Below are 20,915 nucleotides of genomic sequence, written 5' to 3'. Positions count from 1 at the left end.
TTCGAAGAATTCTTCAACAACTTCAACCACTTGCGCTTCCGATCTCTCGTTAGCGGGAGGCGAATTCTACAGCGTTAATCGCTGCTGTCAACACCTCTTTTTCTCCGCTTTCGACCGAGAAGATCGAGCCGTTAAAAGAGCCAAACATCACTGCTCTTTCAACTCCTCCCAGGCTTCGATGATCTGAAGCGAGCCGCTGTCGAAAACTGCGTAACTCATTGAATCTCAAGGAGTTTTCCGTTTCGACCGCGCCGGAAGTGGGGCGAATTATAGACCTCTGGAATCTGCCGTCAACCGTTAATTTCGCTTTTCTTACAAATCAGCAAAAACCTCCTCTATATATAGACGCGCCCCCATCCAATGCGCAGTATATTGCCCACTCCCATAACAACACTCTGCTTTTGCCTGGATGCCGCCCTGTAATGAATGACCAACCTCGCTCCCTAGCCTCCATGTTGTTTCCGGTAGGCCTGCTCATGATAGCCATGGCATCCATCCAGTCAGGCGCCTCCCTGGCCAAAAGCATGTTCCCGATTATCGGCGCTCAAGGCACGACCACGCTGCGCTTGATCTTTGCCAGCGTGATCATGCTGCTATTGCTCCGGCCATGGCGCGCAAAGCTGACCGCCAAGTCTCTTCGTACCGTGATTGTCTACGGCATGGCATTGGGCGGGATGAACTTCCTCTTCTATATGTCTCTGCGCACTGTGCCGCTGGGCATCGCCGTTGCTCTCGAATTCACCGGCCCTCTGGCTGTAGCGATATATGCCTCTCGCCGCGCTATCGATTTTCTCTGGATCGCGCTGGCCGCGGCCGGCTTGCTTCTATTGATACCTACTGGGGCAACCACTGCTGGCATTGACCTGGTCGGAGCGGGCTATGCACTGGGAGCCGGGGTCTGCTGGGCGCTGTACATTCTGTTCGGGCAGAAGGCCGGCGCTGATAACGGAGTAACTACGGCTGCGTTGGGCGTGATGATCGCCGCGCTGTTCGTAGCGCCGATCGGTATCGTTCATGCCGGCGCTGCGCTGCTCACACCTTCGCTGATTCCAGTCGCTATCGGAGTCGCCATTCTGTCCACCGCCCTGCCCTACACCCTGGAAATGGTTGCCCTGACGCGAATGCCCGCGCGCACCTTCGGCACACTCATGAGTATCGAACCCGCGTTCGGCGCGCTATCGGGCCTGCTTTTTCTGCAGGAATACCTTTCATTGTCACAATGGCTGGCCATCCTGTGCATCATTCTGGCCTCCGTGGGCGCAACGATGACCATGGGCAGCGGAGCAAAGCCTGCTGTCGCGGCGGACTGAAGGGTAATGAAAAGTGGCTCTGGTAATTGGCGCTTATTTAGGCCATGTTTAGCTTCGTAACCCATCGCCAGGCATGGATTTTTTCGCAAAGGGACGGCACAACGCTGCAAACGCGAGCGAATACAGGCAGACCCGAGCACAAGACTCGCGGCCGCTATTAAGGATGGTAATGAAACGAATTTTGCTATTGATCGCCCTGCTGGCGATCGCAAGTTGCGCAGCGACCTCGGAAACCCAGGTCAAGCGGGGAAAGAAGGGCCTGCATATCAACTGTTCCGGACTTTCATCCTCATGGGACAAGTGCTACACCAGCGCCGCCAACTCCTGCGCTCCCAAGGGGTACAAGGTGATCGCCAAATCCGGGGATGCCGTGGAAGAACCAGGCGATTATCCGTTCGGCCTGAACCCCGCCGGCTATACCAGCCGCAGCATGATCGTCATCTGCAAATAACTACTCGGCTCGCGGGGAAGCGAGCTGACGCGTGATTTCCTGATGGCTCGAGCGCAACACCGTTCGCTGCACGTCCGGTGTTGCCAGCATCCGCGCGACCACCAGCGCACCCACGCATTGCGAAAGCACCGACCAGGCCAGGCTCTCGCTTTCCAGTATCTCCGCCCAACTTTGCTGGAGACGGCAGATCCATTCTTCCGCCTGCTCACGCACCTGAGCATCGGCACGGGCGATCTCTGCACCCAATGTCGGCAGCGCGCAGCCGGACTCGGGTTGCTCGACGTGGGCCATGCTCAGGTACTGCTTCAGACAACGCTCCAGCCGCTGCCGATCTGCGCCGCCCTGCCCACCAAGGCGCTCGAGACTCTCACTCAGCTCTCGCTCGACAATGGCAGCAAACAACCCATCCTTTGAGGAAAAGTGACTGTAGAACGCTGCGCCACTCAAACCGATAGCCTTCATCAGACCATCCACGCCCACCGTGGAAAACCCCGATTTCTTTGCCGACAGCGCGCTGCTTTGCAGCAATCTTTCGCGGGTTTCCGATTTGTGGCCTGCCGAATAACGCATGTCCTCTCCTGAAATGGTTCGCCTTGACGCTGCCCGAATCCTAGCATAACGTTCGTTAACTAAACGATCGTTAACCTAAAGGGATTCACCCATGAATAACAAGAAGGTCGTATTGGTTGTCGGTGCGGGCGATGCCACTGGCGGCGCGATCGCCAAGCGTTTTGCCAATGAAGGTTTCACTGCCTGCGTGACCCGGCGCAGCGCCGACAAACTGCAGCCACTGGTCGACGCCATAGTCGCTGAAGGCGGTGAGGCTCATGGGTTCGCTTGCGATGCGCGCAAGGAAGAAGACGTCATCGCGCTGATCGAAGACATCGAGACACGCGTCGGTCCGATCGAGGCCTTTGTCTTCAACATCGGAGCCAACGTGCCGTGCAGCATTCTCGAAGAAACCGCGCGCAAGTATTTCAAGATCTGGGAGATGGCCTGTTTCTCCGGGTTTCTCAATGCCCGTGAAGTGGCCAAGCGCATGGTGACCCGGCAGCGCGGCACGATTCTGTTTACCGGTGCCACCGCCGGACTGCGCGGCGCTTCCGGATTCGCCGCTTTCGCTGGCGCCAAACACGGTATCCGCGCACTGGCCCAAAGCATGGCCAGGGAACTGGGACCGATGAACATCCATGTCGCCCATGTCGTAGTGGACGGTGCGATCGACACCGACTTCATCCGCAACAGCTTTCCCGAAAAATACGCGACCAAGGATCAGGACGGCATTCTCGACCCGGAGCACATCGCCGAAAACTACTGGTATCTGCACAGTCAGCCACGGGATGCATGGACCTTCGAGCTGGACCTGCGCCCATGGAACGAGCGCTGGTAAGCCCTCCCCCTCATCACAACAATAAGAGCGCGACTTGATAATGACGAAAACCGTGGAATTCTATTTCGACCTCGGCAGCCCCACCACCTATCTGGCGCACACCCAGCTGCCGAACATTTGCGCCGAAACCCGCAGCGAACTGATCTACATCCCGATGCTGTTGGGTGGCGTATTCAAAGCCACCGGCAATGCCTCGCCGGCGGTGATTCCGGCCAAGGGTCGTTACATGTTTCAGGACCTCGACCGTTTCGCCAAACGCTACGGCGTACAGCTCAGGTTCAATCCGCACTTTCCGATCAATACGCTGATATTGATGCGCGCCGTCACTGGCATGCAGTTGCATCAGCCGCAGCGTTTCGCCGACTTCGTCGATTGCCTGTTCAAGGCACTTTGGGTGGAAGGCCGTAACCTTAACGATCCGCAAACCATCGCAGGGGTGCTGACTGAAAACGGCTTCGATACCCAGGAAATAATGGCGTTGACCAACGATGAATCAGTCAAGGCCGCACTCAAGGAAAACACCGAAAAAGCCATCAAGCGCGGCGTTTTCGGTGCTCCAAGCATGTTCATTGGCGATCAGATGTTCTTCGGTCAGGATCGACTCGACTTCGTAGAAGAGGCATTGCGCCAGGATTGAAGCCAAGCCCAAGGCACCGCGGGCAGTGCCTTGGGTACATCGATCAAATTGCCACAGTGCGCTCGTTCAGCCAGCCCAGCGCCGCACCCTCCAGCAATGGGCTCAAACGCTCGCGCACTTCACTGTGATAAGCATTGAGCCACTGCTTTTCTTCCTGGGTCAGCAGATCCGCAATCAGGCAACGGGTATCGATCGGGCACAACGTCAGGGTTTCGAACTTGAGGAAATCGCCGAATTCGCTGGTACCGGCCTCGCGGTTCATCGCCAGGTTCTCGATGCGCACACCCCAACGGCCTGGACGATAAGTACCGGGTTCGATCGATGTGATCATTCCCGGTTGCATAGCTGTTTGCGGCGCCGGCGCGGCCTGATAGGCGATCACCTGCGGACCTTCGTGAACGTTGAGGAAATAGCCCACGCCGTGACCGGTGCCGTGACCGTAATCGACGTTTTCAGCCCAGATCGGGGCACGGGCGATGGCGTCGAGCAGCGGCGACAGAATGCCTTTCGGGAAGCGTGCCCGTGAGAGGGCAATCACGCCTTTCAACACACGCGTGCAATCCTGCTTCTGCTCTTGGGTCGGCGTTCCCACCGGGACCATGCGGGTGATGTCGGTCGTACCGCCGAGGTATTGGCCACCGGAATCGATAAGCAACAGACCATCACCCTCGATCACCGCATGCTCCTCTTCGGTAGCGTGATAATGCGGCATCGCGCCGTTGGCATTGAACGCGGCAATGGTGTTGAAACTCAGCGAAACATAATCGGGGCGACGTTCACGAGCGGCGGTGAGTTTCTCGTCAATGGTCAGCTCGGTGATGCGCTCGCGACCCCACGCCGATTCCAGCCAGGCGAAGAATTCGCACAATGCCGCGCCATCCTGTTCCATCGCTTTGCGGATGTGCTGAGCGTCGGCTTCGCTTTTCTGCGATTTGGCCAGCGTGGTCGGGTTCAGGCCTTCGACCAGTTTCACGCCACTGTCCAGGTGATCCAGCAAACCTGTGGTCACTCGCGCCGGATCGACCAGCAGGCTCGCGCCACTCGGCACAGCACGCAATGCATCGGCCACTTCGCTGTAGTCACGCAGCGTCACGCCATCCTGTTCGAGCACGCCGCGCAGATCGGCATCGACCTTGCTCAGGGCGACGAACAACGTCGCCTGTTGCTGATTGATCAAGGCGAACGAAACAAACACTGGATTGAACGAGACATCACCACCGCGCAGGTTGAACAGCCAGGCGATGTCATCCAGGGTGGCGATGAAATGCCAATCGGCCCCACGCTCTTGCAAGGACTCGCGCAGCTTCGCGAGTTTCTCACCGCGGCTGACAGTCGCTTGCGGCGGCAGATGCTGATAGACCGGCGCGTCGGGGAGGCTCGGGCGATCGCGCCAGACTTCCTGCAACAGGTCGATATCGGTGCGCAGACGAGCGCCGCGTGCTTCGAGCTTGCTGCTCAGTGTGCGCGCCGACGCCACTGCCATCACCGCACCATCGACCGCCACCACGCCGCCCTCTGGGGTTTGCTCGGCCAGCCAGTCCAGCGGGCTCGGCTGCCCCGGTTGCAGCTTGACCAGTTCGATGCCGCTGCCGTCGAGTTCCTTGGTCGCCTGTTCCCAGTAACGACTGTCGGCCCACACGCCAGCGAAATCAGTAGTGACAATCAGCGTACCGACCGAACCGTGGAAACCCGACAGCCATTGCCGGCCCTGCCAGTAACCCGGCAAATATTCCGACAGATGCGGGTCGGCGGACGGCACGAGCAGCGCATGGATGCCTTCGCGGCGCATCAGTTCACGGGTATGCGCCAGGCGCTGAGGCACCGATCCTTCGGTCAAGGTGTGGGAACTCATCATGTCTCCTGCTAATCGCGTCATCGTTATTGTTCGTAGCCTTCACGGCCATGGAAAGCGTCGGCTGTTTTAAAGCCCTGTCGCCCAGAATGCCGGGGCACTGGCGCAGGCGGTTCTGATCAGTTCGACGGCCTTGTCGACATCCTCGGCGGTGGTAAACCGCCCGAGGCTCAAGCGAATGGTGCGCGCCGCCAGCCGCGCATCGTGGCCGAGCGCGAGCAGCACGTGGGACGGCGCGTTGCTTGCGGAATTACACGCCGACGTCGCGGAAAACGCGATCGAATGGCTCAACGCAGTACTGTTGAACTCGCCCTCGCTGAAGGTCAGGCTTAGGGTGTGCGGAATACGTTGCGAGGCACTGCCATTGAGGCGCACGCCGGGCAAACTCAAAAGCTGTTCGAGCAAACGTTCGCGCAAAGCGACGATGGCTTTTTTCTCTTCATCGAATGCGTCGGCGGCCAGAGCGAATGCTGCGCCCATACCGGCAATCTGATGAGTCGCCAGGGTTCCGGAGCGCAAGCCGCCTTCGTGACCGCCGCCATGGATCTGCGCCTGCAAGCGTTGCTGCGCGTGCGGACCGACATACAAGGCGCCGATGCCCTTGGGGCCGTAGAGTTTGTGTGCGGAAAACGACATCAGGTCAACCGCCAGGCGGCTCAGATCGATCGCGACTTTGCCAGCGCCCTGCGCGGCGTCGACATGGAATAGCGCCTGCCGACTGCGCACCACCTCACCAATCGCCTCGACATCGTTGACCGTGCCCAGCTCGTTGTTGACCAGCATCAGCGACACCAGAAACGTGTCGTCGCGCATCGCTTCACTGACCGCTTGCGGTGTGATCAAGCCTTCAGCGTCCGGCACCAGATAAGTCACGGCAATGCCCGAATCCTGCAATTGTCGGGCGGTGTCGAGAATGGCCTTGTGTTCGATCTGGCTGGTAATGATGTGCCCGCCGGAAACGCCACGGGCCTGGGCGACGCCTTTGAGGGCAAGATTGTTGGATTCGGTGGCACCGGAGGTCCAGACGATCTGCTCAGGCTGCGCGCCGACCAGATCGGCGACTTGCCGACGTGCCTGCTCGACCGTCTGCCGGGCCTGCTGGCCGAAGGCGTGGGAGCTGGAAGCCGGGTTACCGAAGTTACCGTGAAAACCCAGACATTCGGTCATCACCCTGATGACCCGCTCGTCCACCGGGGTGGTGGCGGCGTAATCGAAATACAACGGACGTGTGTTCATAAAGGACTCGCAGAGCGTGTTCCGGGATCAGGAGGCTCGTGTCTGCAAACGACGATGCACAGCCTCGTGAGCTGTGCATGGGTTCGAGAGCGTCATCAATACCTGATCGGATGCCGTTAAAGAAGTAGGGCTTCATTTAAAAGTGCGTAGGAACGCTCCTGAAACCGAGCTTAACAGGCATCGGGCCGGCGATTGAAGCAATGCGTCAGTGAAAGCTTTCGAGAAGTAACGGATACAGCGAAATTACCAGTAGCGCCGCCATGCCCCAATTGAACACGCGCAACCACCGCGGATCCTTGAGTACATTGCGCAACAGCGTGCCGCACGCGGCCCACAGGCCAACACTTGGAAGGTTGATGATGGCGAATACCGCCGCGATGACCACCACATTGTAGAAATAGCCCTGCATCGGCGTGTACGTGCTGATGGCACCGATGGCCATGATCCACGCCTTGGGATTGACCCACTGAAACGCGGCGGCGCCCAGATAGCTGATCGGTTTCGCCTGGCCGTCGGCACCGTCGCCGACCGGGCCGGAGTGGGCGATCTTCCACGCCAGGTAGAGCAAATAGGCGGCGCCGACATAACGCAGCACCGTATAAAGAATCGGGTAGGCCTGAAACACCGCGCCCAGGCCGAAGCCCACCGCCACCACCAACAGGAAGAAGCCGCAGCTGATGCCGAGCATGTGCGGAATGGTGCGGTTGAAGCCGAAATTCACTCCGGATGCCAACAACATGGTGTTGTTCGGCCCCGGTGTGATCGAGGTGACAAGGGCAAACAGGGCAAAGCCCAACAGCAGATCAAGCGAGAGGTTCATCGAGGCAGTCCATCCAGGGTCATTCAGGTGTTGACCCTATCCCACGGCGTCCGGCAAACCCACGGACAGTTAGGGAAAACTTCAAGCAGCACAGTTTGCTTTCAGCTAGGACGTCCGTGCAGCTGTACGGCACGCTCGGCGCTCATCTCACCCAGCTGGTCAAAACCGAAAGTCTTCTGCGGCTGGCCGAGCAACTGGGCTTTTTTTGCGTGGTATTCATCGAACGACAGGCCGCTGCGGTTCAGCGCTTCCAGTGCCAGTTCGCGGGATTCTTCAGCGGTGTAAGGGCGCAGCTCTGGCGAAACGTGGCTGGCACAGCCAGCGAGTACGGAAACAGCGAGCATCAGCGAAACAGTCAGTAAACGGTTCATGGGGGCGTCCTGGCGAGCAATGTGGGGTCGATGGAGAAAGGCTACGCCCAGGCACGCTCGCGCAGAAATCAACGCTCTCAATAGTGGCTATCAGGTTTGCGCTAATCCTGGCTAACCCGGCAGACGGCAATGCAGCGCATCGTCGTGGCTGCGGGCAATGCTGCTGTGTACCTGAAAGGAATTGAAGGTCACGGTTTTCGCGCGATGAGTGCGGATCAGTTGCCAGAAATCCTGCTCACCGTTTTCGAAACTGTGAAATGCCGCCTCCCCCGCCTCGCGGCTTTGCCATTGCAGAAAGCTCAACACGCGGCGGCCGTCGTCGCTGGCCTGCACGCTGGCACTGAGAAAACCGTCGTAACGCTGAGCCAGACGCTCGGTTTGCATCGCCAATGCCGAAACCAGCGCGGCTTGCTGACGCGGTTCGATCTCGAATTCGATCAATTGGGTAAAGCTGCGATTGCTCATGGAAAGCCCCCACTCATCTTGAAGCGAGCCTTGCGACCCGAAGAGCTGCAGGGTAAAACCTCTAGTTAAGTCAAGGTCAAGAGCATTTTCCCCATGATCAGCAAAGACCAGGTGCATAAACCTCTTACCGTCGGCGAAGTTGCCGCGCGCAGTGGCGTCGCGGTCACGGCGCTACATTTTTACGAAGCCAAAGGTTTGATCAAAAGTGAACGCAACGCCGGTAACCAGCGCCGCTATCCCCGTGCCGTGTTGCGCCGGGTAGCATTAATCAAAGTCGCGCAACGTCTGGGGATACCGCTGGCGGAGATCGGCGAAGCGCTGAAGATCCTGCCGCAGGATCGCGCGCCGTCGGCGGCGGACTGGAAAATGCTGTCTGAACAATGGCAGCGCGAACTCGACGAACGAATCAGGCAACTGACGCTAATGCGCGATCAGCTCACCGGTTGCATCGGCTGTGGCTGTCTGTCCATGGAGGCGTGTCCATTGCGCAATAAGGGTGACGTGCTCGGTGACCGAGGCCCAGGCCCGCACTTTCGCGATGCGTGATGCGCGCTGCTCGTCGGCAGAAAACCTGCGCTGCGAGGACGGTTCTATAGTGATTGCTCCGGACAAATCCGGAGCAACCCCATCTGTTGAAAACAAAAACAGGGAGAACGTCATGAGCGTCAAACCCATTCCTGAGGGGTATCACAGCATTACCCCGTATCTCGGCATCCAACAGGCCGCCGAGGCCATCGATTTCTACAAGAAAGCCTTCAATGCCAGCGAAGTCATGCGTCTGACCATGCCCGACGGCAATATCGGCCACGCCGAACTGCGCATCGGTGACAGCGCGATCATGCTCGGCACACCTTGCGACCAAGGGCCGTTGAGCAATCCGCAGCAGGCGGTTTCGATCGGTTTGCACCTGTACGTGCCCGATGTCGATCAGGCCTTTCAACAAGCACTGGATGCCGGCGCGCAAAGCGTCTCCGAGGTCAAAGACCAGTTCTACGGCGACCGCAGCGGGACTTTGAGAGATCCGTTCGGCCATTTATGGTTTCTCGCCACCCACAAGGAAGACCTGAGCGAAGAGCAGATTCGCCAACGAGCGATGGAAATGTTCAACCAAAACTAAAGCCTTGTTGCCGGAACCGACCGACAAAACGCTGTGCCGATGTAATTGCGAAACATTTGCTTTCATAGCCGCTTTCGGGATTTTCTTCGCTCATACGTCTTATAGGAATGCAGGCCGTTCGCGTAGGCAAAAGCCACGAACGGCCTCCCGGGGAGTTCCGTGCTGCGAAGCCCGTAGCCCGGCCCCTTCCACCGCTATCAAGACGCGCAATCATGTCGAAGAAATCCCGTTCCAAACTGTGGTTCCTGGTGCATAGCTGGCTGGCGTTGCCGATCTGGTTCTTTGTGCTGATCGTCTGTGTCACCGGCACGCTGGCGGTAGTCAGCCAGGAAATCGTCTGGCTGGCCAACCCGCAAATGCGCGCCAGCCAGCCGTCGGACGACGCGCCGCGCCTGAGCTACGACCAGATTCTCGCCGCGATCAAACAAGCCGAGCCGCAAACCCTGGTGCAGAGCATCAATCGTCCGGACGAGTCGCACTTTGCCCTCGACGTCGAAGTCAGCTACCCCGACGGGCGTTCGTTGACGGTCTATGTCAATCCGTACACCGGCGTCATTCAGGGCACCGCGCCGGCCTTCGATTTCAAGGCCTTCACCCGCGCCTTGCACGGCTGGTGGCTGGTGCCGTTCACCAATGGCTACAGCTGGGGCTGGTATCTGGTGTCATTGCTCGGCGTGCCGATGCTGGTTTCGCTGATTACCGGGCTGGTGGTCTACAAGCGCTTCTGGAAAGGTTTTCTGCGCCCGACCCTACGCGTACGCCATGGCGCGCGGATCTTTTGGGGCGATTTCCATCGCCTGTGCGGCATCTGGTCGATCTGGTTCATTGCGGTGATTTCCATCACCGGCATCTGGTTCCTGATCAAGGCATTCCTGTTCGATAACCAGATTTCCATTTCCAGCGAACCGATCATTCCGGCGATGTCCCGGGAAAGCGTGCCGATCTCCGCCGCCGGCACTCCGCCACCGCGGATCAGTCTGGACCGCGCCATCGAAATCGCCCAGCAGAAAATTCCGGGGCTGGAAGCCAGCTACGTCAACCTGCCGGGCAATGCCTACTCCCACATGAGCGTCAGCGGTCGCGGCTGGTATCCGCTGATGTACCAGACCGCGACACTCAACCCATACAACGGCGAAATGGCCTCATCACGCTTGCTGTCCGACCGGTCCTCGCTGGAATTCGTCACCGAATCCATGCGCCCGCTGCACACCGGTGACTTCGGTGGCATCTGGATCAAATTGATCTGGTTCTTCTTCGGTCTGTTGCTGAGCATGATGATCCTCAGCGGCCTGCTGATCTGGACCAAACGCACCGCGCTGGCCACCGCCAATGCACTGAAGCGCGAGGACAAGAAAAACAGCGTCACCGCCCAACCAGCGATGCGCCGTGAACCTTCGGAGGCCAGCCTGTGAACAAAGCCATCTCGGTCACACCGCCGTCTCGCCTGTCGCGTTTCTGGCACAAGTGGCGCTTCCACATCAATGTTCTGTTGTTGCTGATCCCTTTGGGGTTCATGCCGAAATACTTTGCCGATGCCTCGCTTTTTCGCGGCGACAGTGGCTTGGGCCAACGGGAAATAGGCACCGTTCAGGTCGGCCCGTGGAGCCTGCGCCTGGCCGAGCTGCGCGAAGAAGCGCCGCACCTGAGCGGCCCGGCTGGCTATATGAAGGATTTCACTGCTGCCGTCTGCGATACCTGCGTCGAACAGGTCAAGGCCACTTACTTGCGCATCGGCAAACCGCGCAGCCTGCGTGCCGCCGGCACGATCTTCTTCGGCACCCCTTACCGCATGGGCACGCAGATGCCGATCCCGGCGAAAACCAAACCTGACGCCGAGCTGTGGATCACCATGGAAGGCTGGGACGGCAGCATGCACCAGGCCGCGATTCCCCTGAGCCAAGCCTCCCCCGCCACCGTTGCCTGGCTGAACAAACAAGGAGCCAAACCATGACTCGCTCGCCACTCCACCCGCGCTTGCTGGCAAGTGCCGCGCTGCTGGTCCTGAGCGCCGGTTTCAGTGCCGGCGCTCTGGCGCACAACCCGATGTGCGAATGCAAAGCCATCGATGCCGAACAGATCAAATGCACCGGCGGTTTCTCCGATGGGAGCGGCGCGCCGGGCGTGACCCTCGACGTGATCGGCTACGACGAAACCATTCTGGTGCCGGGCAAACTGGGCGAAGACTCGACCCTGACGTTCAAGAAGCCCGGCAGCGAGTTCTATGTGCTGTTCGACGCTGGCCCCGGCCATGTAGTGGAAATCGACCAGGCGGATATCGAAGCCCCATGAGTACCCCGACAACTCAAGTGGTACGCCCGGCGGGTGCCGGCCATGAAACCCTCAACGTGCTGCTGCTATGTCTGTTGATCCTCGCGGTCGCCGGTTCGGTGGTGGCGTGGCGCGGGGTTTCCCATGAGCCGGAGCCCGTCGCGAGCAACCAATACGACGCCCGCCGCGACCTCAGCGCCGCCGAGCAAGGCATCTATGCCGACCTGCGGGTGACCCTCGACGAAATCCGCTTGCTGCGCGAAGAGCAAAAAGCCCTGCCGACCCCACAGGTGCTGGCCGAAGAGGGTTTCGCGCCGTTCGCACAGGATGCCAGTTCGGTCAGCCGTGGCGGTCATGCATGGCAGATGCTCGCCGACCGCGCCTACTTCGGTCGCAGCGCGACGCCTGATGTCGCCGGGTCATTTCTCATGCGTGTCGGTGCCGATGCCAACGCTGCGCCGGACATCTGGCTGAACCGCAGCGCCGACCTCGTGCCTGCGCAGGATCTGTCCGATGCCGCGCTGTCCGCCGCTGGCTGGAAACAGATCGTCGCGCAATTCGATGCCGGGGTTACCCGCGAACATCGCCATTGATTCCTCGCCTTTATCCGAGAGAAGACTGCTTGCCCATGTCCATTTCATCTCCTCGCCGTCCATTGTTACGCCTGTTTCTCCTCGGCCTGTGCGCCTGCCTGCTGAGCCCGCTGGCCAACGCCGAACAGGGCAAACGCCTGCGCATCGGCATCACCCTGCATCCGTATTACAGCTATGTCGCGAACATCGTCGGCGACAAGGCTGAAGTGGTGCCGTTGATTCCCGCCGGTTTCAACCCGCACGCCTATGAGCCACGAGCCGAGGACATCAAGCGCATCAGCGGTCTGGATGTGATCGTGCTCAACGGCGTCGGCCATGACGACTTCGCCGATCGCATGATCGCCGCCAGCGAAACGCCCAACGTCAAAACCATCGAAGCCAACGAGAATGTGCCGTTGCTGGCCGCTACCGGTGTCGCTGCGCGCGGCGCCGGCAAAGTGGTCAACCCGCACACGTTCCTGTCGATCAGCGCCTCCATCGCCCAGGTCAACAACATCGCCCGCGAGCTGGGCAAGATCGATCCGGACAATGCCAAGACCTACACCCAGAACGCCCGCGCCTATGGCAAACGCCTGCGGCAGATGCGCGCCGACGCTTTGGCCAAACTGACCCAGGCACCGAACGCCGAACTGCGTGTGGCCACGGTGCACGCGGCTTACGACTATCTGCTGCGTGAATTCGGTCTGGAAGTGACGGCCGTGGTCGAGCCCGCTCACGGTATCGAACCGAGCCCGAGCCAGTTGAAAAAGACCATCGATCAATTGCGCGAACTCGACGTGAAAGTGATCTTCTCGGAAATGGATTTCCCCTCCAGCTACGTCGATACCATCCAGCGCGAATCCGGGGTGAAACTGTACCCGCTGTCGCATATTTCCTACGGCGAATACACCGCCGACAAGTACGAAAAGGAAATGACCGGCAACCTCAACACCGTGGTCCGGGCGATTCAGGAGTCTGGGGCATGACGTCGAAAGAAACCCTCGCCCCAGAAAACACCGAGTCCCCTGTAGGAGTGAGCCTGCTCGCGATGGCGTCCGCTCAGCCAACATCTTCATTGGATGAAACTCCGCTATCGCGAGCAGGCTCACTCCTACAGGTTACGGGGCCGGCGCTGGAGTTTGCGGAAGTCAGCCTGACGCTGGGGCGCACAACGATTCTCGACAAAGTCAGTTTCCAGGTGCAGCCCGGCAGCGTGCACGCGCTGGTCGGCCCCAACGGCGGTGGCAAGAGTTCGCTGATCAAGACGCTGCGGGGGCAGATGCCGCAGCAGGGCCAGCTCAGCCTGCACTGGCCCAGCGAGCCCGGCACCATCGGTTATGTCCCGCAAGCGCTGGAGTTCGATCGCGGTTTGCCGATGACCGTCGACGATTTCATGGCCGCCATGTGCCAGCGCCGGCCGGCCTTTCTCGGTTTGAGCAAACACTACGCCGGTGCCATCGGCGAGGCGCTGGAGCGTGTCGGCATGCAGGACAAGCGCAAGCGGCGCATGGGCGCGCTGTCCGGCGGCGAACGGCAGCGGGTGCTGCTCGCGCAGGGCCTGATTCCGCCGCCGCAATTGCTGGTGCTCGACGAGCCGATGTCGGCTCTCGATGAGGCCGGGATTCAGGTGTTCGAACGTCTGCTGAATGACTGGCGCGCGGCGGGCATCACCGTGTTGTGGATCGAACACGATCTGGAAGCGGTCGGGCGACTGGCCGATCGGGTGACCGGCCTCAACCGTCGCGTGCTGTTCGACGCCACGCCGCAACAGGCGCTGACACCGGAACGTCTGCTGACGCTGTTTTCCACCCATCCACGGAGCGCTGTCTGATGAGTTACGAAGCCTTTCGTTTGATGGTCCAGGGTTGGGCATCTTCGGGTTATCTGCCGGAAGCGCTGGCCTACGGATTTGTGGTCAACGCCCTGCTCGCCGGTCTGCTGATCGGCCCGGTGCTCGGTGGGCTCGGCACGCTGGTGGTGGTCAAGCGCTTCGCGTTCTTTTCCGAAGCAGTCGGCCATGCCGCGTTGACCGGTGTCGCCATCGGCATTCTGCTCGGCGAACCCTACACCGGCCCGTACGGCAGCCTGTTCGGCTACTGCCTGCTGTTCGGCATCCTGCTCAATTACCTGCGCAACCGTACCGGGCTGGCACCGGATACGCTGATCGGCGTGTTCCTCTCGGTGTCGCTGGCGCTCGGCGCGAGCCTGCTGCTGATCCTCGCCGGCAAGATCAACGTGCACATTCTGGAAAACGTGCTGTTCGGTTCGGTACTGACGGTCAACGGCAATGATCTGGCGGTGCTGGCGATCGTCGGGTCGCTGGTCATGGCCCTCGCCCTGCCGCTGTACAACCGCATCATGCTCGCCAGTTTCAATCCGCAACTGGCGGCGGTGCGTGGCGTAGCGGTCAAGACGCTGGATTACCTGTTCGTGATCCTGGTGACCTTGATCACCGTCGCGGCGGTAAAAGTCATCGGTGCAATTCTGGTCGGCGCCTTGCTGGTGATTCCGGCGGCGGCGGCACGCTTGCTCAGCCAGTCGCTCAAAGGATTTTTCTGGTGTTCGGTGCTGATCGCTACCGTCAGCACGCTGTGCGGGATTCTTGCGCCGATCGTGTTCGACCTGCCGATTCCATCCGGCGCCGCGATCATTCTGGTCGCCGGCATCGCTTTCGCCCTCGCCGCCATCGCGCGCGGCGTTGTCCCCAGCCTGAAAGGGAACCTTGGATAAATGGCTTTTTCATTGCGAAACCTGACTCTGGCAATGGCCCTGTGTGGCGTGGTCTGTACGCCGTTGATGGCTGCTGAAAATGCAAAACCCTTGCGCGTTCTGGCCTCGTTGCCGATTACCTTCGGCCTCGGCGAAGCGCTGCTCAAAGGCACGGACGTCAAGCTCGAACGCGCAGCCCCGGCCAACCTGCCCGGCAGCCGCCAGACTGCGTATTTCACCGGCCGTGGCGCGCCGGCCCTGAGCAAACTGGCCACCGACGCGGACGCGGTGATCGGTCTGCGTTCGCTGTGGGCCGATGATCCGCTGTACCCGATCGCTCGGCGCAGCAACATCCGTATCGTCGAAGTCGACGCTGCCCGCCCGGTCGACGGCGCCCTGCCCGGCATCGCCGTGCAGCCGGGCGTGCAGGTTGATGGCCTGAACAGTCAGCCATGGCTGGCGAGCAACAACATGGGGCGCATGGCGGATGTGATGGCGGCGGACCTGGTGCGCCTGGCACCGAGCGCCAAGCCTGCGATCGAAGCCAATCTGGCGGCGTTGAAACAGCGTCTGCTGAAACTCAGCGCGGACACCGAAGCGCGTCTGGCCGAGGCGGACAATCTGAGTGTGATGAGCCTGAGCGATCACTTCGGCTATCTGATTGGCAGCCTCAACCTTGAACTGGCGGGACAGGATGCGCGTCCTGATGCCGAGTGGACGCCTGAAGCACTGAAGAAGCTGACAGCGACGCTCAAGGACAACGACGTAGCGGTGGTGCTGCACCATCGCCAGCCAGCCGAACCGGTGAAAGCGGCGATTGCCGAATCCGGCAGCCGACTGGTGGTGTTGAGTACTGATGCGGCGGATCCGCTGGCGGAGCTGGAAGGCAATGTGGATTTGTTGCTCAAGGGGCTGAGCGGAGCGTAATTTCAGGCACGACCGCGTTATCGTTTATCGCGAGCGGGCTCACTCCTACAGGGGATCGCATTTCAACTGTAGGAGTGAGCCCGCTCGCGAAGAGGCCAGCACTGACAGCGCCACTCTCCAGACATGAAAAAACCCGCCGACCCTCATTGGTCCAGCGGGTTTTTTCTGCCCGGTCGCTTATTGCGCCGCGACTTGCGCATCCATCTTCTGACGCAGACTCAACGGGCGCATGTCGGTCCAGACTTCTTCGATGTAGGCCAGGCATTCCTTTTTCAGGCCGCTCTTGCCCACGGTGCGCCAGCCTTCTGGCACGGCTTTGTAATCGGGCCAGATCGAGTATTGCTCTTCGTGGTTGACCACGACCTGAAAGAGGATGTCCTCGCGGTCGAATACTGACGTCATGCTGGTTCTCCATCGTTGTAAGGTCGGCTGTACAACGAGTGCAGCCGGGGTATGTAGAAAGAACGTTCGCCGCGCGGAAAAATTTACAGTGCGGCGGTGGCAGCGACCAAAGCGCGCCCGAAAATCTCCGCGACGCGGTCGATTTCCGCAGCGGTAATCACCAACGGTGGCAGGAAACGCACCACTGCGCCATGGCGGCCGCCCAGCTCCAGAATCAGGCCGCGCTTGAGGCATTCACGCTGAACCAGCGGCGCCAGACGTGCGAATGCCGGCGGGTGACCGAGCGCGGCGGGTAGGCCGCTCGGGTCGACCAGTTCGACGCCGAGCATCAGGCCGCGCCCGCGGACGTCGCCCAGTTGCGGGAAGTCGCGTTGCAGAATGCGCAGATGCTCGCTGAGTCGATCCCCCATTGCGGCGGCGTGTTCGCAGACCTTGTGCTCTACCAGATAGCGCATCACCGCTGAACCGGCGGCCATGGCCATCTGATTGCCACGGAACGTGCCGGCATGGGCGCCCGGTTGCCAGGTGTCGAGCCAGTCGCGGTAAACCCCCACCGCCCACGGCAGGCTGCCGCCGTTGGCTTTGGACAACACCCCCACATCCGGAACGATGCCCGCGTGTTCGAAGGCGAACATCTTGCCCGTGCGGGCGAAGCCGCTCTGGATCTCATCGACAATCAGCGCCACACCGGCCTTCTCGGTGATCCGGCGCAAACCGCGCAGCCACTCGATATCAGCGGGTATCACCCCGCCTTCGCCCTGCACCGCCTCGACAATCACCGCTGCCGGCAACTGCACGCCAGCCTCGGGATCGCTCAACAGGTTTTCCAGATAGCTCAGATTGGCTTTGACGCCCGCCGCGCCGCCGAGGCCGAACGGGCAACGATAGTCGTAGGGGAACGGCATGAATTGCACGCCATTGCTGAGCAAGGCACCCAGTGGTTTTTTTGGTCCCAGGCTGCCCATCAGGCTCAACGCGCCCTGACTCATGCCGTGATAACCGCCGGAAAAGGACAGCACGGTGCTGCGCCCGGTGGCGGTGCGTACCAGTTTCAGCGCTGCCTCCACGGCGTCGGGGCCGGTCGGGCCGCAGAACTGGATTTTCGCCTGCGCCGCCAGTTCCGTCGGCAGCAAGCCGAACAGATCCTGGACGAATTGATCTTTGACCGGCGTGGTCAGGTCGAGGGTGTGCAGCGGCAATTCATCGGCGAGCACCTGCTGGATTGCCTCGATCACTACCGGGTGGTTATGCCCCAGCGCCAGCGTGCCGGCCCCGGCCAGGCAGTCGATGAATGTGCGCCCCTCGACATCCTCGACATACAGGCCCTTGGCACGCTTGAGCGCCAGTGGAATACGCCGAGGGTAGCTGCGTGCATTGGACTCCTGCTGGCTCTGGCGCGCCAGCAACGGTGATTCGTGGAATTCGTACAACGTCTCCGCTGGTGCCGAGGCGACCCGGGCCGACGATTCTTCGATAAGGCTGGTGGCGACTGACATCTCTCGACCCCTCAATTCGCTATGGATAGTGACCAAAACAGCACACCAACAGGTGCGCGTTCCGGTGGCGGGGCGCACTTGCAGGTTTTCCTGTTCTGGAAACGCTTCAGCGCGGCGCGGATTTACACCCTTGATCGAGTTGTCGGGCCGGTGCGGACAAAGGTTTGTGCAGCGGCACGGTCTGCAAGCCGTCGCAGATGCCGGATGGCGCCGCTTGTTGATAACCCAGATGCCGATAGAACGGCTCGGCGGTGCGCGAACTGTAGAGGTGAACATCCTGCACGCCACGAATGCGCAACCAGCCTTCGAGATCCTGCATCAGCGCCCGTCCGACGCCCCGGCGAAAGGATTCCGGCTGCACGTAACACAGGGAAATCTCGCCGCTGGCCTGGGCCATGCCGACACCGACCGGTTTGTCCGCCAGTAAAGCCAGACATAAATGGAAGTGGGGGTCAGCGAGTCGGGCGCTGATGAAGTCAGCGGATTGCTGAGCGATCCAGGTGCCGCCCCGTGGCGGATCGTTACGGTGGTCGAGCGCGCAACCGATGCGGATGGAACGCTCGATAATGCGGCTGATGATGCCAGCGTCGGCCAATCGGGCCGGACGAATGCAGATGGGTGCTTCCATGGCGCAGTTCCCTCAATCCATTGAGTCAAGCTGCGTTGACCTTAGCCCCGGCCCTGCCGGATAGCGAACGGCGAGAAGTTACATTTCATGTGGCAGAACATGTTCCCTTGTGGGAGCGAGCCTGCTCGCGAAAGCGTCAGGCCAGTCAACGTCGATGTTGAATGACTTACCGCATTCGCGAGCAGGCTCGCTCCCACAGGGGATCTGAGGTGAGATCAGAGGGCTTGCAACGGCATGGTCAGTTCGACCCGCAAGCCATCCGGGCGGCTGTCGAAATGCAGGGCGCAGTCGCAGCGCTGAACAATCGCCTGGACAATCGCCAGACCCAGCCCGCAACCGGTGCTCTGGCCGTTGCGCCAGAAGCGCTGAGTCAGATGCTGCAAGTCATCCGGCGCAATGCCCGGCCCATGGTCGCGCACGACAAAGCGCACACGGTTGCCGATGCTTTCGAGATTGACCTCGACCGCACAATCTTCAGGCGTATGGCGCAGAGCGTTGTCGAGCAGGTTGCGCAGCGCAGCAATCGCCAGCACTGCAGGCATTTGCAGCGGCGCGGCGGACAGCTCGTCCGGCACGTGCAGTTTGATCCGCAGCCGTTCACCGCCCGTGGCGTCCTGAATCGCCAGCCTGGCCACTTGCTCGGCGCTGCATTGCGAGCCGTCATCGAATGACAGACTGCCTTCGACCCGCGCCAGCAACAGCAACTGTTCAAGGGTGCGGTGCAGGCGATCGGCACCCTCCTCGGCGCGGGCCAGCGATTGATCGCGGGCGCTGCCATCGGTCATGCGCGCGACTTGCAGGTGGGTCTTGATCGCCGTCAGCGGACTGCGCAATTCGTGCGCGGCGTCACCGGTCAGGCGGCGTTCACGCTCGATGGTCTTGCCGATGCGCTGGAACAATTGGTTCTGGGTTTCCAGCAGCGGCTTCAATTCGCTGGGAAACGCCTGCAACTGCAACGGTTCAAGCGAATCGGCATTGCGCCGCATCAGCGCTTCGCGCAGACGATTCAGTGGCGCCAGGCCTTGACCGATCCCCAGCCACAGCAAGCACAGACAGCCCAGCAAGGCCACGCCGACCGGTACCGAAGCGGCGAGCAGGATCGACATGTTCAACGCTTCACGCTCGATCTGCCGGTCTGCGGTAGTGATGCGCACATCGCCGCGGGCCAGGGTGAAACTGCGCCACGGTGCGCCGTCGATCATCTGATCGTGGAAGCCCATTTTTTCCGCTTCCAGTGCTTGTTCGGGATTGTTGTGGCTACGGGCAAGAATCTCGCCGCGCAATGAGCTGACCTGACAGGCCATCCCCCCGGGAATATTCAATTGTTCGGCGCTGAAGTGGGTGCCTTCGCCCTTGCTCGGCAGCGTCGGCAATTGCTCGAGCAGACCGGCAACCATGCGCGCCGAGGCAACCAGGCGCTGGTCGAGGGAAAACATCATCTGATTGCGCAGATCGCTGAGCATCCACGCCGCAGCCAGCGCCCAGATCAGCGCGAATGCGGCGCCGAGCGTCAGGCTCAGGCGCAGGCGCAGACTCATCACTTGCCCTGCTCCCCGCCATCGGCAGGCCCGAGGCGATAGCCCAGACCGCGCACGGTTTCGACGATGCCTTTGCCAAGCTTGCTGCGCAGATGATGGATATGCACGTTCAGCGCATTGCTTTCCAGCTCATCGTTGAAGCCATAGACGCTGTCCTTCAATTGCTCGGTGGACAAAACGCGGCCGCGGTTGTGCAGCAGCGCCTGCAACAGCGATTGCTCGCGGCGCGACAAGTCCACCGGTTGCCCGGCCAGGCGGGTTTCCCGGCTGCTCGGGTCGTAGGTGAGCGCGCCATGCTCGATCAGATTGACGCTGCGCCCGGCCACTCGGCGCAACAGGGTTTGCAGGCGGGCGAACAGTTCGCGCAGGTCGAAAGGCTTGAGCAGGTAATCGTCGGCGCCGGCCTGCAAACCGTCGACACGATCCGTCACAGAATCGCGGGCGGTGAGAATCAGCACCGGAATCTCCAGGCCGCTCTGGCGCAATTGCTGGAGCAACTTGAGGCCATCTTCGTCGGGAAGGCCAAGATCGAGCACCATCACGTCGAACTCGGCGACCTTGAGCATCGCCCGCGCTTTCGACGCCGTGTTGACGTGCTCGACGGTCAGGCCCTGAGCCGTGAGCCCGGCAACGATGCCGCTGGCGATCAGCTCATCGTCTTCGCAAACCAGTACGTGCATGGTGAATCCCACAGGAAAAAAGCGGATTAGGCGGTTGGCCGATTAA

The 20,915-nt window shown here is 60.7% G+C and carries 25 protein-coding genes; 14 read left to right on the top strand and 11 right to left on the bottom strand.

The genetic code is table 11. The features are described from left to right. Positions 1-422: 422 nt before the first annotated feature. Positions 423-1,310: a threonine/homoserine exporter RhtA gene (gene rhtA / locus AEQ63_RS02010; protein ID WP_064361587.1), complete on the top strand. Its 888-nt coding sequence runs from the start codon at positions 423-425 to the stop codon at positions 1,308-1,310. A 169-nt stretch (positions 1,311-1,479) separates the two neighbouring features. Then, positions 1,480-1,761, top strand: coding sequence for a hypothetical protein (locus AEQ63_RS02005; RefSeq protein WP_039759777.1), 282 nt, complete (start codon positions 1,480-1,482; stop codon positions 1,759-1,761). On the opposite strand, the gene AEQ63_RS02000 is transcribed toward AEQ63_RS02005, so the two are convergent. Continuing rightward, positions 1,762-2,331 carry a TetR/AcrR family transcriptional regulator gene (locus tag AEQ63_RS02000; RefSeq protein ID WP_064361586.1) on the bottom strand — a complete coding sequence of 190 codons (570 nt, stop codon included), beginning with the start codon at positions 2,329-2,331 and terminating at the stop codon, positions 1,762-1,764. Between the two features lie 91 nt (positions 2,332-2,422). Between AEQ63_RS02000 and AEQ63_RS01995 the strand changes: the two genes are divergently transcribed. Together AEQ63_RS01995 and AEQ63_RS01990 are read left to right on the top strand one after the other, a co-directional pair. Continuing rightward, the gene (locus AEQ63_RS01995; RefSeq protein ID WP_042607816.1) at positions 2,423-3,151 is read left to right on the top strand and encodes an SDR family oxidoreductase; all 729 of its coding nucleotides are present in this window, start codon (positions 2,423-2,425) and stop codon (positions 3,149-3,151) included. Between the two features lie 40 nt (positions 3,152-3,191). Next, positions 3,192-3,788, top strand: coding sequence for a 2-hydroxychromene-2-carboxylate isomerase (locus AEQ63_RS01990; RefSeq protein WP_064361585.1), 597 nt, complete (start codon positions 3,192-3,194; stop codon positions 3,786-3,788). 43 nt (positions 3,789-3,831) lie between these two features. On the opposite strand, the gene AEQ63_RS01985 is transcribed toward AEQ63_RS01990, so the two are convergent. The 5 genes from AEQ63_RS01985 to AEQ63_RS01965 all read right to left on the bottom strand — a co-directional run bounded on the left by AEQ63_RS01985 (position 3,832) and on the right by AEQ63_RS01965 (position 8,532). After that, positions 3,832-5,640: an aminopeptidase P family protein gene (locus AEQ63_RS01985; protein WP_042607818.1), complete on the bottom strand. Its 1,809-nt coding sequence runs from the start codon at positions 5,638-5,640 to the stop codon at positions 3,832-3,834. A gap of 69 nt (positions 5,641-5,709) precedes the next feature. Then, positions 5,710-6,876: an aminotransferase class V-fold PLP-dependent enzyme gene (locus tag AEQ63_RS01980; RefSeq protein ID WP_064361584.1), complete on the bottom strand. Its 1,167-nt coding sequence runs from the start codon at positions 6,874-6,876 to the stop codon at positions 5,710-5,712. A 205-nt stretch (positions 6,877-7,081) separates the two neighbouring features. Next, positions 7,082-7,696, bottom strand: coding sequence for a LysE family translocator (locus tag AEQ63_RS01975; protein ID WP_042607820.1), 615 nt, complete (start codon positions 7,694-7,696; stop codon positions 7,082-7,084). 101 nt (positions 7,697-7,797) lie between these two features. Continuing rightward, positions 7,798-8,067, bottom strand: coding sequence for a hypothetical protein (locus tag AEQ63_RS01970; RefSeq protein WP_064361583.1), 270 nt, complete (start codon positions 8,065-8,067; stop codon positions 7,798-7,800). Between the two features lie 111 nt (positions 8,068-8,178). Further along, positions 8,179-8,532, bottom strand: a complete 354-nt coding sequence (locus tag AEQ63_RS01965) for an antibiotic biosynthesis monooxygenase (protein WP_064361582.1) — start codon at positions 8,530-8,532, stop codon at positions 8,179-8,181. A 93-nt stretch (positions 8,533-8,625) separates the two neighbouring features. Between AEQ63_RS01965 and soxR the strand changes: the two genes are divergently transcribed. From soxR to AEQ63_RS01915, 10 genes are all read left to right on the top strand, one after another. Further along, on the top strand, positions 8,626-9,078 hold the full coding sequence (soxR, locus tag AEQ63_RS01960) for a redox-sensitive transcriptional activator SoxR (RefSeq protein WP_042607823.1): 453 nt from the start codon (positions 8,626-8,628) through the stop codon (positions 9,076-9,078). A gap of 112 nt (positions 9,079-9,190) precedes the next feature. Further along, positions 9,191-9,649, top strand: coding sequence for a VOC family protein (locus AEQ63_RS01955; RefSeq protein ID WP_064361581.1), 459 nt, complete (start codon positions 9,191-9,193; stop codon positions 9,647-9,649). Between the two features lie 212 nt (positions 9,650-9,861). Continuing rightward, on the top strand, positions 9,862-11,061 hold the full coding sequence (locus AEQ63_RS01950) for a PepSY-associated TM helix domain-containing protein (protein ID WP_064361580.1): 1,200 nt from the start codon (positions 9,862-9,864) through the stop codon (positions 11,059-11,061). Beyond that, positions 11,058-11,600, top strand: coding sequence for a hypothetical protein (locus tag AEQ63_RS01945; protein WP_064361579.1), 543 nt, complete (start codon positions 11,058-11,060; stop codon positions 11,598-11,600). Before AEQ63_RS01950 ends, AEQ63_RS01945 begins: the two co-directional genes overlap by 4 nt. Then, a complete protein-coding gene (locus tag AEQ63_RS01940; protein WP_064361578.1) occupies positions 11,597-11,938 on the top strand; it encodes a hypothetical protein in 342 nt (113 codons plus the stop codon). Before AEQ63_RS01945 ends, AEQ63_RS01940 begins: the two co-directional genes overlap by 4 nt. Continuing rightward, entirely contained in the window at positions 11,935-12,510 is a 576-nt protein-coding gene (locus AEQ63_RS01935) for a DUF6162 family protein (RefSeq protein ID WP_064361577.1), read from the top strand. Before AEQ63_RS01940 ends, AEQ63_RS01935 begins: the two co-directional genes overlap by 4 nt. 35 nt (positions 12,511-12,545) lie before the next feature. Next, positions 12,546-13,475 carry a metal ABC transporter substrate-binding protein gene (locus AEQ63_RS01930; protein WP_042607829.1) on the top strand — a complete coding sequence of 310 codons (930 nt, stop codon included), beginning with the start codon at positions 12,546-12,548 and terminating at the stop codon, positions 13,473-13,475. After that, positions 13,472-14,320: a metal ABC transporter ATP-binding protein gene (locus tag AEQ63_RS01925; RefSeq protein ID WP_064361576.1), complete on the top strand. Its 849-nt coding sequence runs from the start codon at positions 13,472-13,474 to the stop codon at positions 14,318-14,320. The genes AEQ63_RS01930 and AEQ63_RS01925 overlap by 4 nt, the downstream gene beginning before the upstream one ends. Beyond that, entirely contained in the window at positions 14,320-15,219 is a 900-nt protein-coding gene (locus tag AEQ63_RS01920; RefSeq protein ID WP_007917717.1) for a metal ABC transporter permease, read from the top strand. Before AEQ63_RS01925 ends, AEQ63_RS01920 begins: the two co-directional genes overlap by 1 nt. Continuing rightward, positions 15,220-16,125 (top strand): metal ABC transporter substrate-binding protein, encoded by a 906-nt coding sequence (locus tag AEQ63_RS01915; RefSeq protein ID WP_064361575.1) that lies wholly within the window; start codon positions 15,220-15,222, stop codon positions 16,123-16,125. 177 nt (positions 16,126-16,302) lie between these two features. Here the strand turns inward: AEQ63_RS01915 and AEQ63_RS01910 are convergent, their stop codons facing one another. The 5 genes from AEQ63_RS01910 to AEQ63_RS01890 all read right to left on the bottom strand — a co-directional run bounded on the left by AEQ63_RS01910 (position 16,303) and on the right by AEQ63_RS01890 (position 20,869). Then, on the bottom strand, positions 16,303-16,527 hold the full coding sequence (locus AEQ63_RS01910) for an MbtH family protein (protein WP_041478467.1): 225 nt from the start codon (positions 16,525-16,527) through the stop codon (positions 16,303-16,305). 83 nt (positions 16,528-16,610) lie between these two features. Continuing rightward, positions 16,611-18,023, bottom strand: coding sequence for an aspartate aminotransferase family protein (locus AEQ63_RS01905; protein ID WP_064361574.1), 1,413 nt, complete (start codon positions 18,021-18,023; stop codon positions 16,611-16,613). A 106-nt stretch (positions 18,024-18,129) separates the two neighbouring features. Further along, positions 18,130-18,651 carry a GNAT family N-acetyltransferase gene (locus AEQ63_RS01900; protein ID WP_064361573.1) on the bottom strand — a complete coding sequence of 174 codons (522 nt, stop codon included), beginning with the start codon at positions 18,649-18,651 and terminating at the stop codon, positions 18,130-18,132. Between the two features lie 215 nt (positions 18,652-18,866). Next, on the bottom strand, positions 18,867-20,189 hold the full coding sequence (locus AEQ63_RS01895; RefSeq protein ID WP_042607835.1) for an ATP-binding protein: 1,323 nt from the start codon (positions 20,187-20,189) through the stop codon (positions 18,867-18,869). After that, positions 20,189-20,869, bottom strand: a complete 681-nt coding sequence (locus AEQ63_RS01890; RefSeq protein ID WP_042607836.1) for a response regulator — start codon at positions 20,867-20,869, stop codon at positions 20,189-20,191. Before AEQ63_RS01890 ends, AEQ63_RS01895 begins: the two co-directional genes overlap by 1 nt. Positions 20,870-20,915: the final 46 nt, after the last annotated feature.

This window comes from Pseudomonas sp. RIT-PI-o (assembly GCF_001297215.1).
Taxonomy (GTDB): domain Bacteria; phylum Pseudomonadota; class Gammaproteobacteria; order Pseudomonadales; family Pseudomonadaceae; genus Aquipseudomonas; species Aquipseudomonas moraviensis_A.
This window is presented reverse-complemented; position numbering and strand designations above follow the sequence as displayed.

Coding starts and splice junctions, on each gene's coding strand:
- rhtA (WP_064361587.1), top strand. CDS start 423: ATGAATGACCAACCTCGCTCCCTAGCCTCCATGTTGTTTCCGGTAGGC.
- AEQ63_RS02005 (WP_039759777.1), top strand. CDS start 1,480: ATGAAACGAATTTTGCTATTGATCGCCCTGCTGGCGATCGCAAGTTGC.
- AEQ63_RS02000 (WP_064361586.1), bottom strand. CDS start 2,331: ATGCGTTATTCGGCAGGCCACAAATCGGAAACCCGCGAAAGATTGCTG.
- AEQ63_RS01995 (WP_042607816.1), top strand. CDS start 2,423: ATGAATAACAAGAAGGTCGTATTGGTTGTCGGTGCGGGCGATGCCACT.
- AEQ63_RS01990 (WP_064361585.1), top strand. CDS start 3,192: ATGACGAAAACCGTGGAATTCTATTTCGACCTCGGCAGCCCCACCACC.
- AEQ63_RS01985 (WP_042607818.1), bottom strand. CDS start 5,640: ATGAGTTCCCACACCTTGACCGAAGGATCGGTGCCTCAGCGCCTGGCG.
- AEQ63_RS01980 (WP_064361584.1), bottom strand. CDS start 6,876: ATGAACACACGTCCGTTGTATTTCGATTACGCCGCCACCACCCCGGTG.
- AEQ63_RS01975 (WP_042607820.1), bottom strand. CDS start 7,696: ATGAACCTCTCGCTTGATCTGCTGTTGGGCTTTGCCCTGTTTGCCCTT.
- AEQ63_RS01970 (WP_064361583.1), bottom strand. CDS start 8,067: ATGAACCGTTTACTGACTGTTTCGCTGATGCTCGCTGTTTCCGTACTC.
- AEQ63_RS01965 (WP_064361582.1), bottom strand. CDS start 8,532: ATGAGCAATCGCAGCTTTACCCAATTGATCGAATTCGAGATCGAACCG.
- soxR (WP_042607823.1), top strand. CDS start 8,626: ATGATCAGCAAAGACCAGGTGCATAAACCTCTTACCGTCGGCGAAGTT.
- AEQ63_RS01955 (WP_064361581.1), top strand. CDS start 9,191: ATGAGCGTCAAACCCATTCCTGAGGGGTATCACAGCATTACCCCGTAT.
- AEQ63_RS01950 (WP_064361580.1), top strand. CDS start 9,862: ATGTCGAAGAAATCCCGTTCCAAACTGTGGTTCCTGGTGCATAGCTGG.
- AEQ63_RS01940 (WP_064361578.1), top strand. CDS start 11,597: ATGACTCGCTCGCCACTCCACCCGCGCTTGCTGGCAAGTGCCGCGCTG.
- AEQ63_RS01935 (WP_064361577.1), top strand. CDS start 11,935: ATGAGTACCCCGACAACTCAAGTGGTACGCCCGGCGGGTGCCGGCCAT.
- AEQ63_RS01930 (WP_042607829.1), top strand. CDS start 12,546: ATGTCCATTTCATCTCCTCGCCGTCCATTGTTACGCCTGTTTCTCCTC.
- AEQ63_RS01925 (WP_064361576.1), top strand. CDS start 13,472: ATGACGTCGAAAGAAACCCTCGCCCCAGAAAACACCGAGTCCCCTGTA.
- AEQ63_RS01920 (WP_007917717.1), top strand. CDS start 14,320: ATGAGTTACGAAGCCTTTCGTTTGATGGTCCAGGGTTGGGCATCTTCG.
- AEQ63_RS01915 (WP_064361575.1), top strand. CDS start 15,220: ATGGCTTTTTCATTGCGAAACCTGACTCTGGCAATGGCCCTGTGTGGC.
- AEQ63_RS01910 (WP_041478467.1), bottom strand. CDS start 16,527: ATGACGTCAGTATTCGACCGCGAGGACATCCTCTTTCAGGTCGTGGTC.
- AEQ63_RS01905 (WP_064361574.1), bottom strand. CDS start 18,023: ATGTCAGTCGCCACCAGCCTTATCGAAGAATCGTCGGCCCGGGTCGCC.
- AEQ63_RS01900 (WP_064361573.1), bottom strand. CDS start 18,651: ATGGAAGCACCCATCTGCATTCGTCCGGCCCGATTGGCCGACGCTGGC.
- AEQ63_RS01895 (WP_042607835.1), bottom strand. CDS start 20,189: ATGAGTCTGCGCCTGCGCCTGAGCCTGACGCTCGGCGCCGCATTCGCG.
- AEQ63_RS01890 (WP_042607836.1), bottom strand. CDS start 20,869: ATGCACGTACTGGTTTGCGAAGACGATGAGCTGATCGCCAGCGGCATC.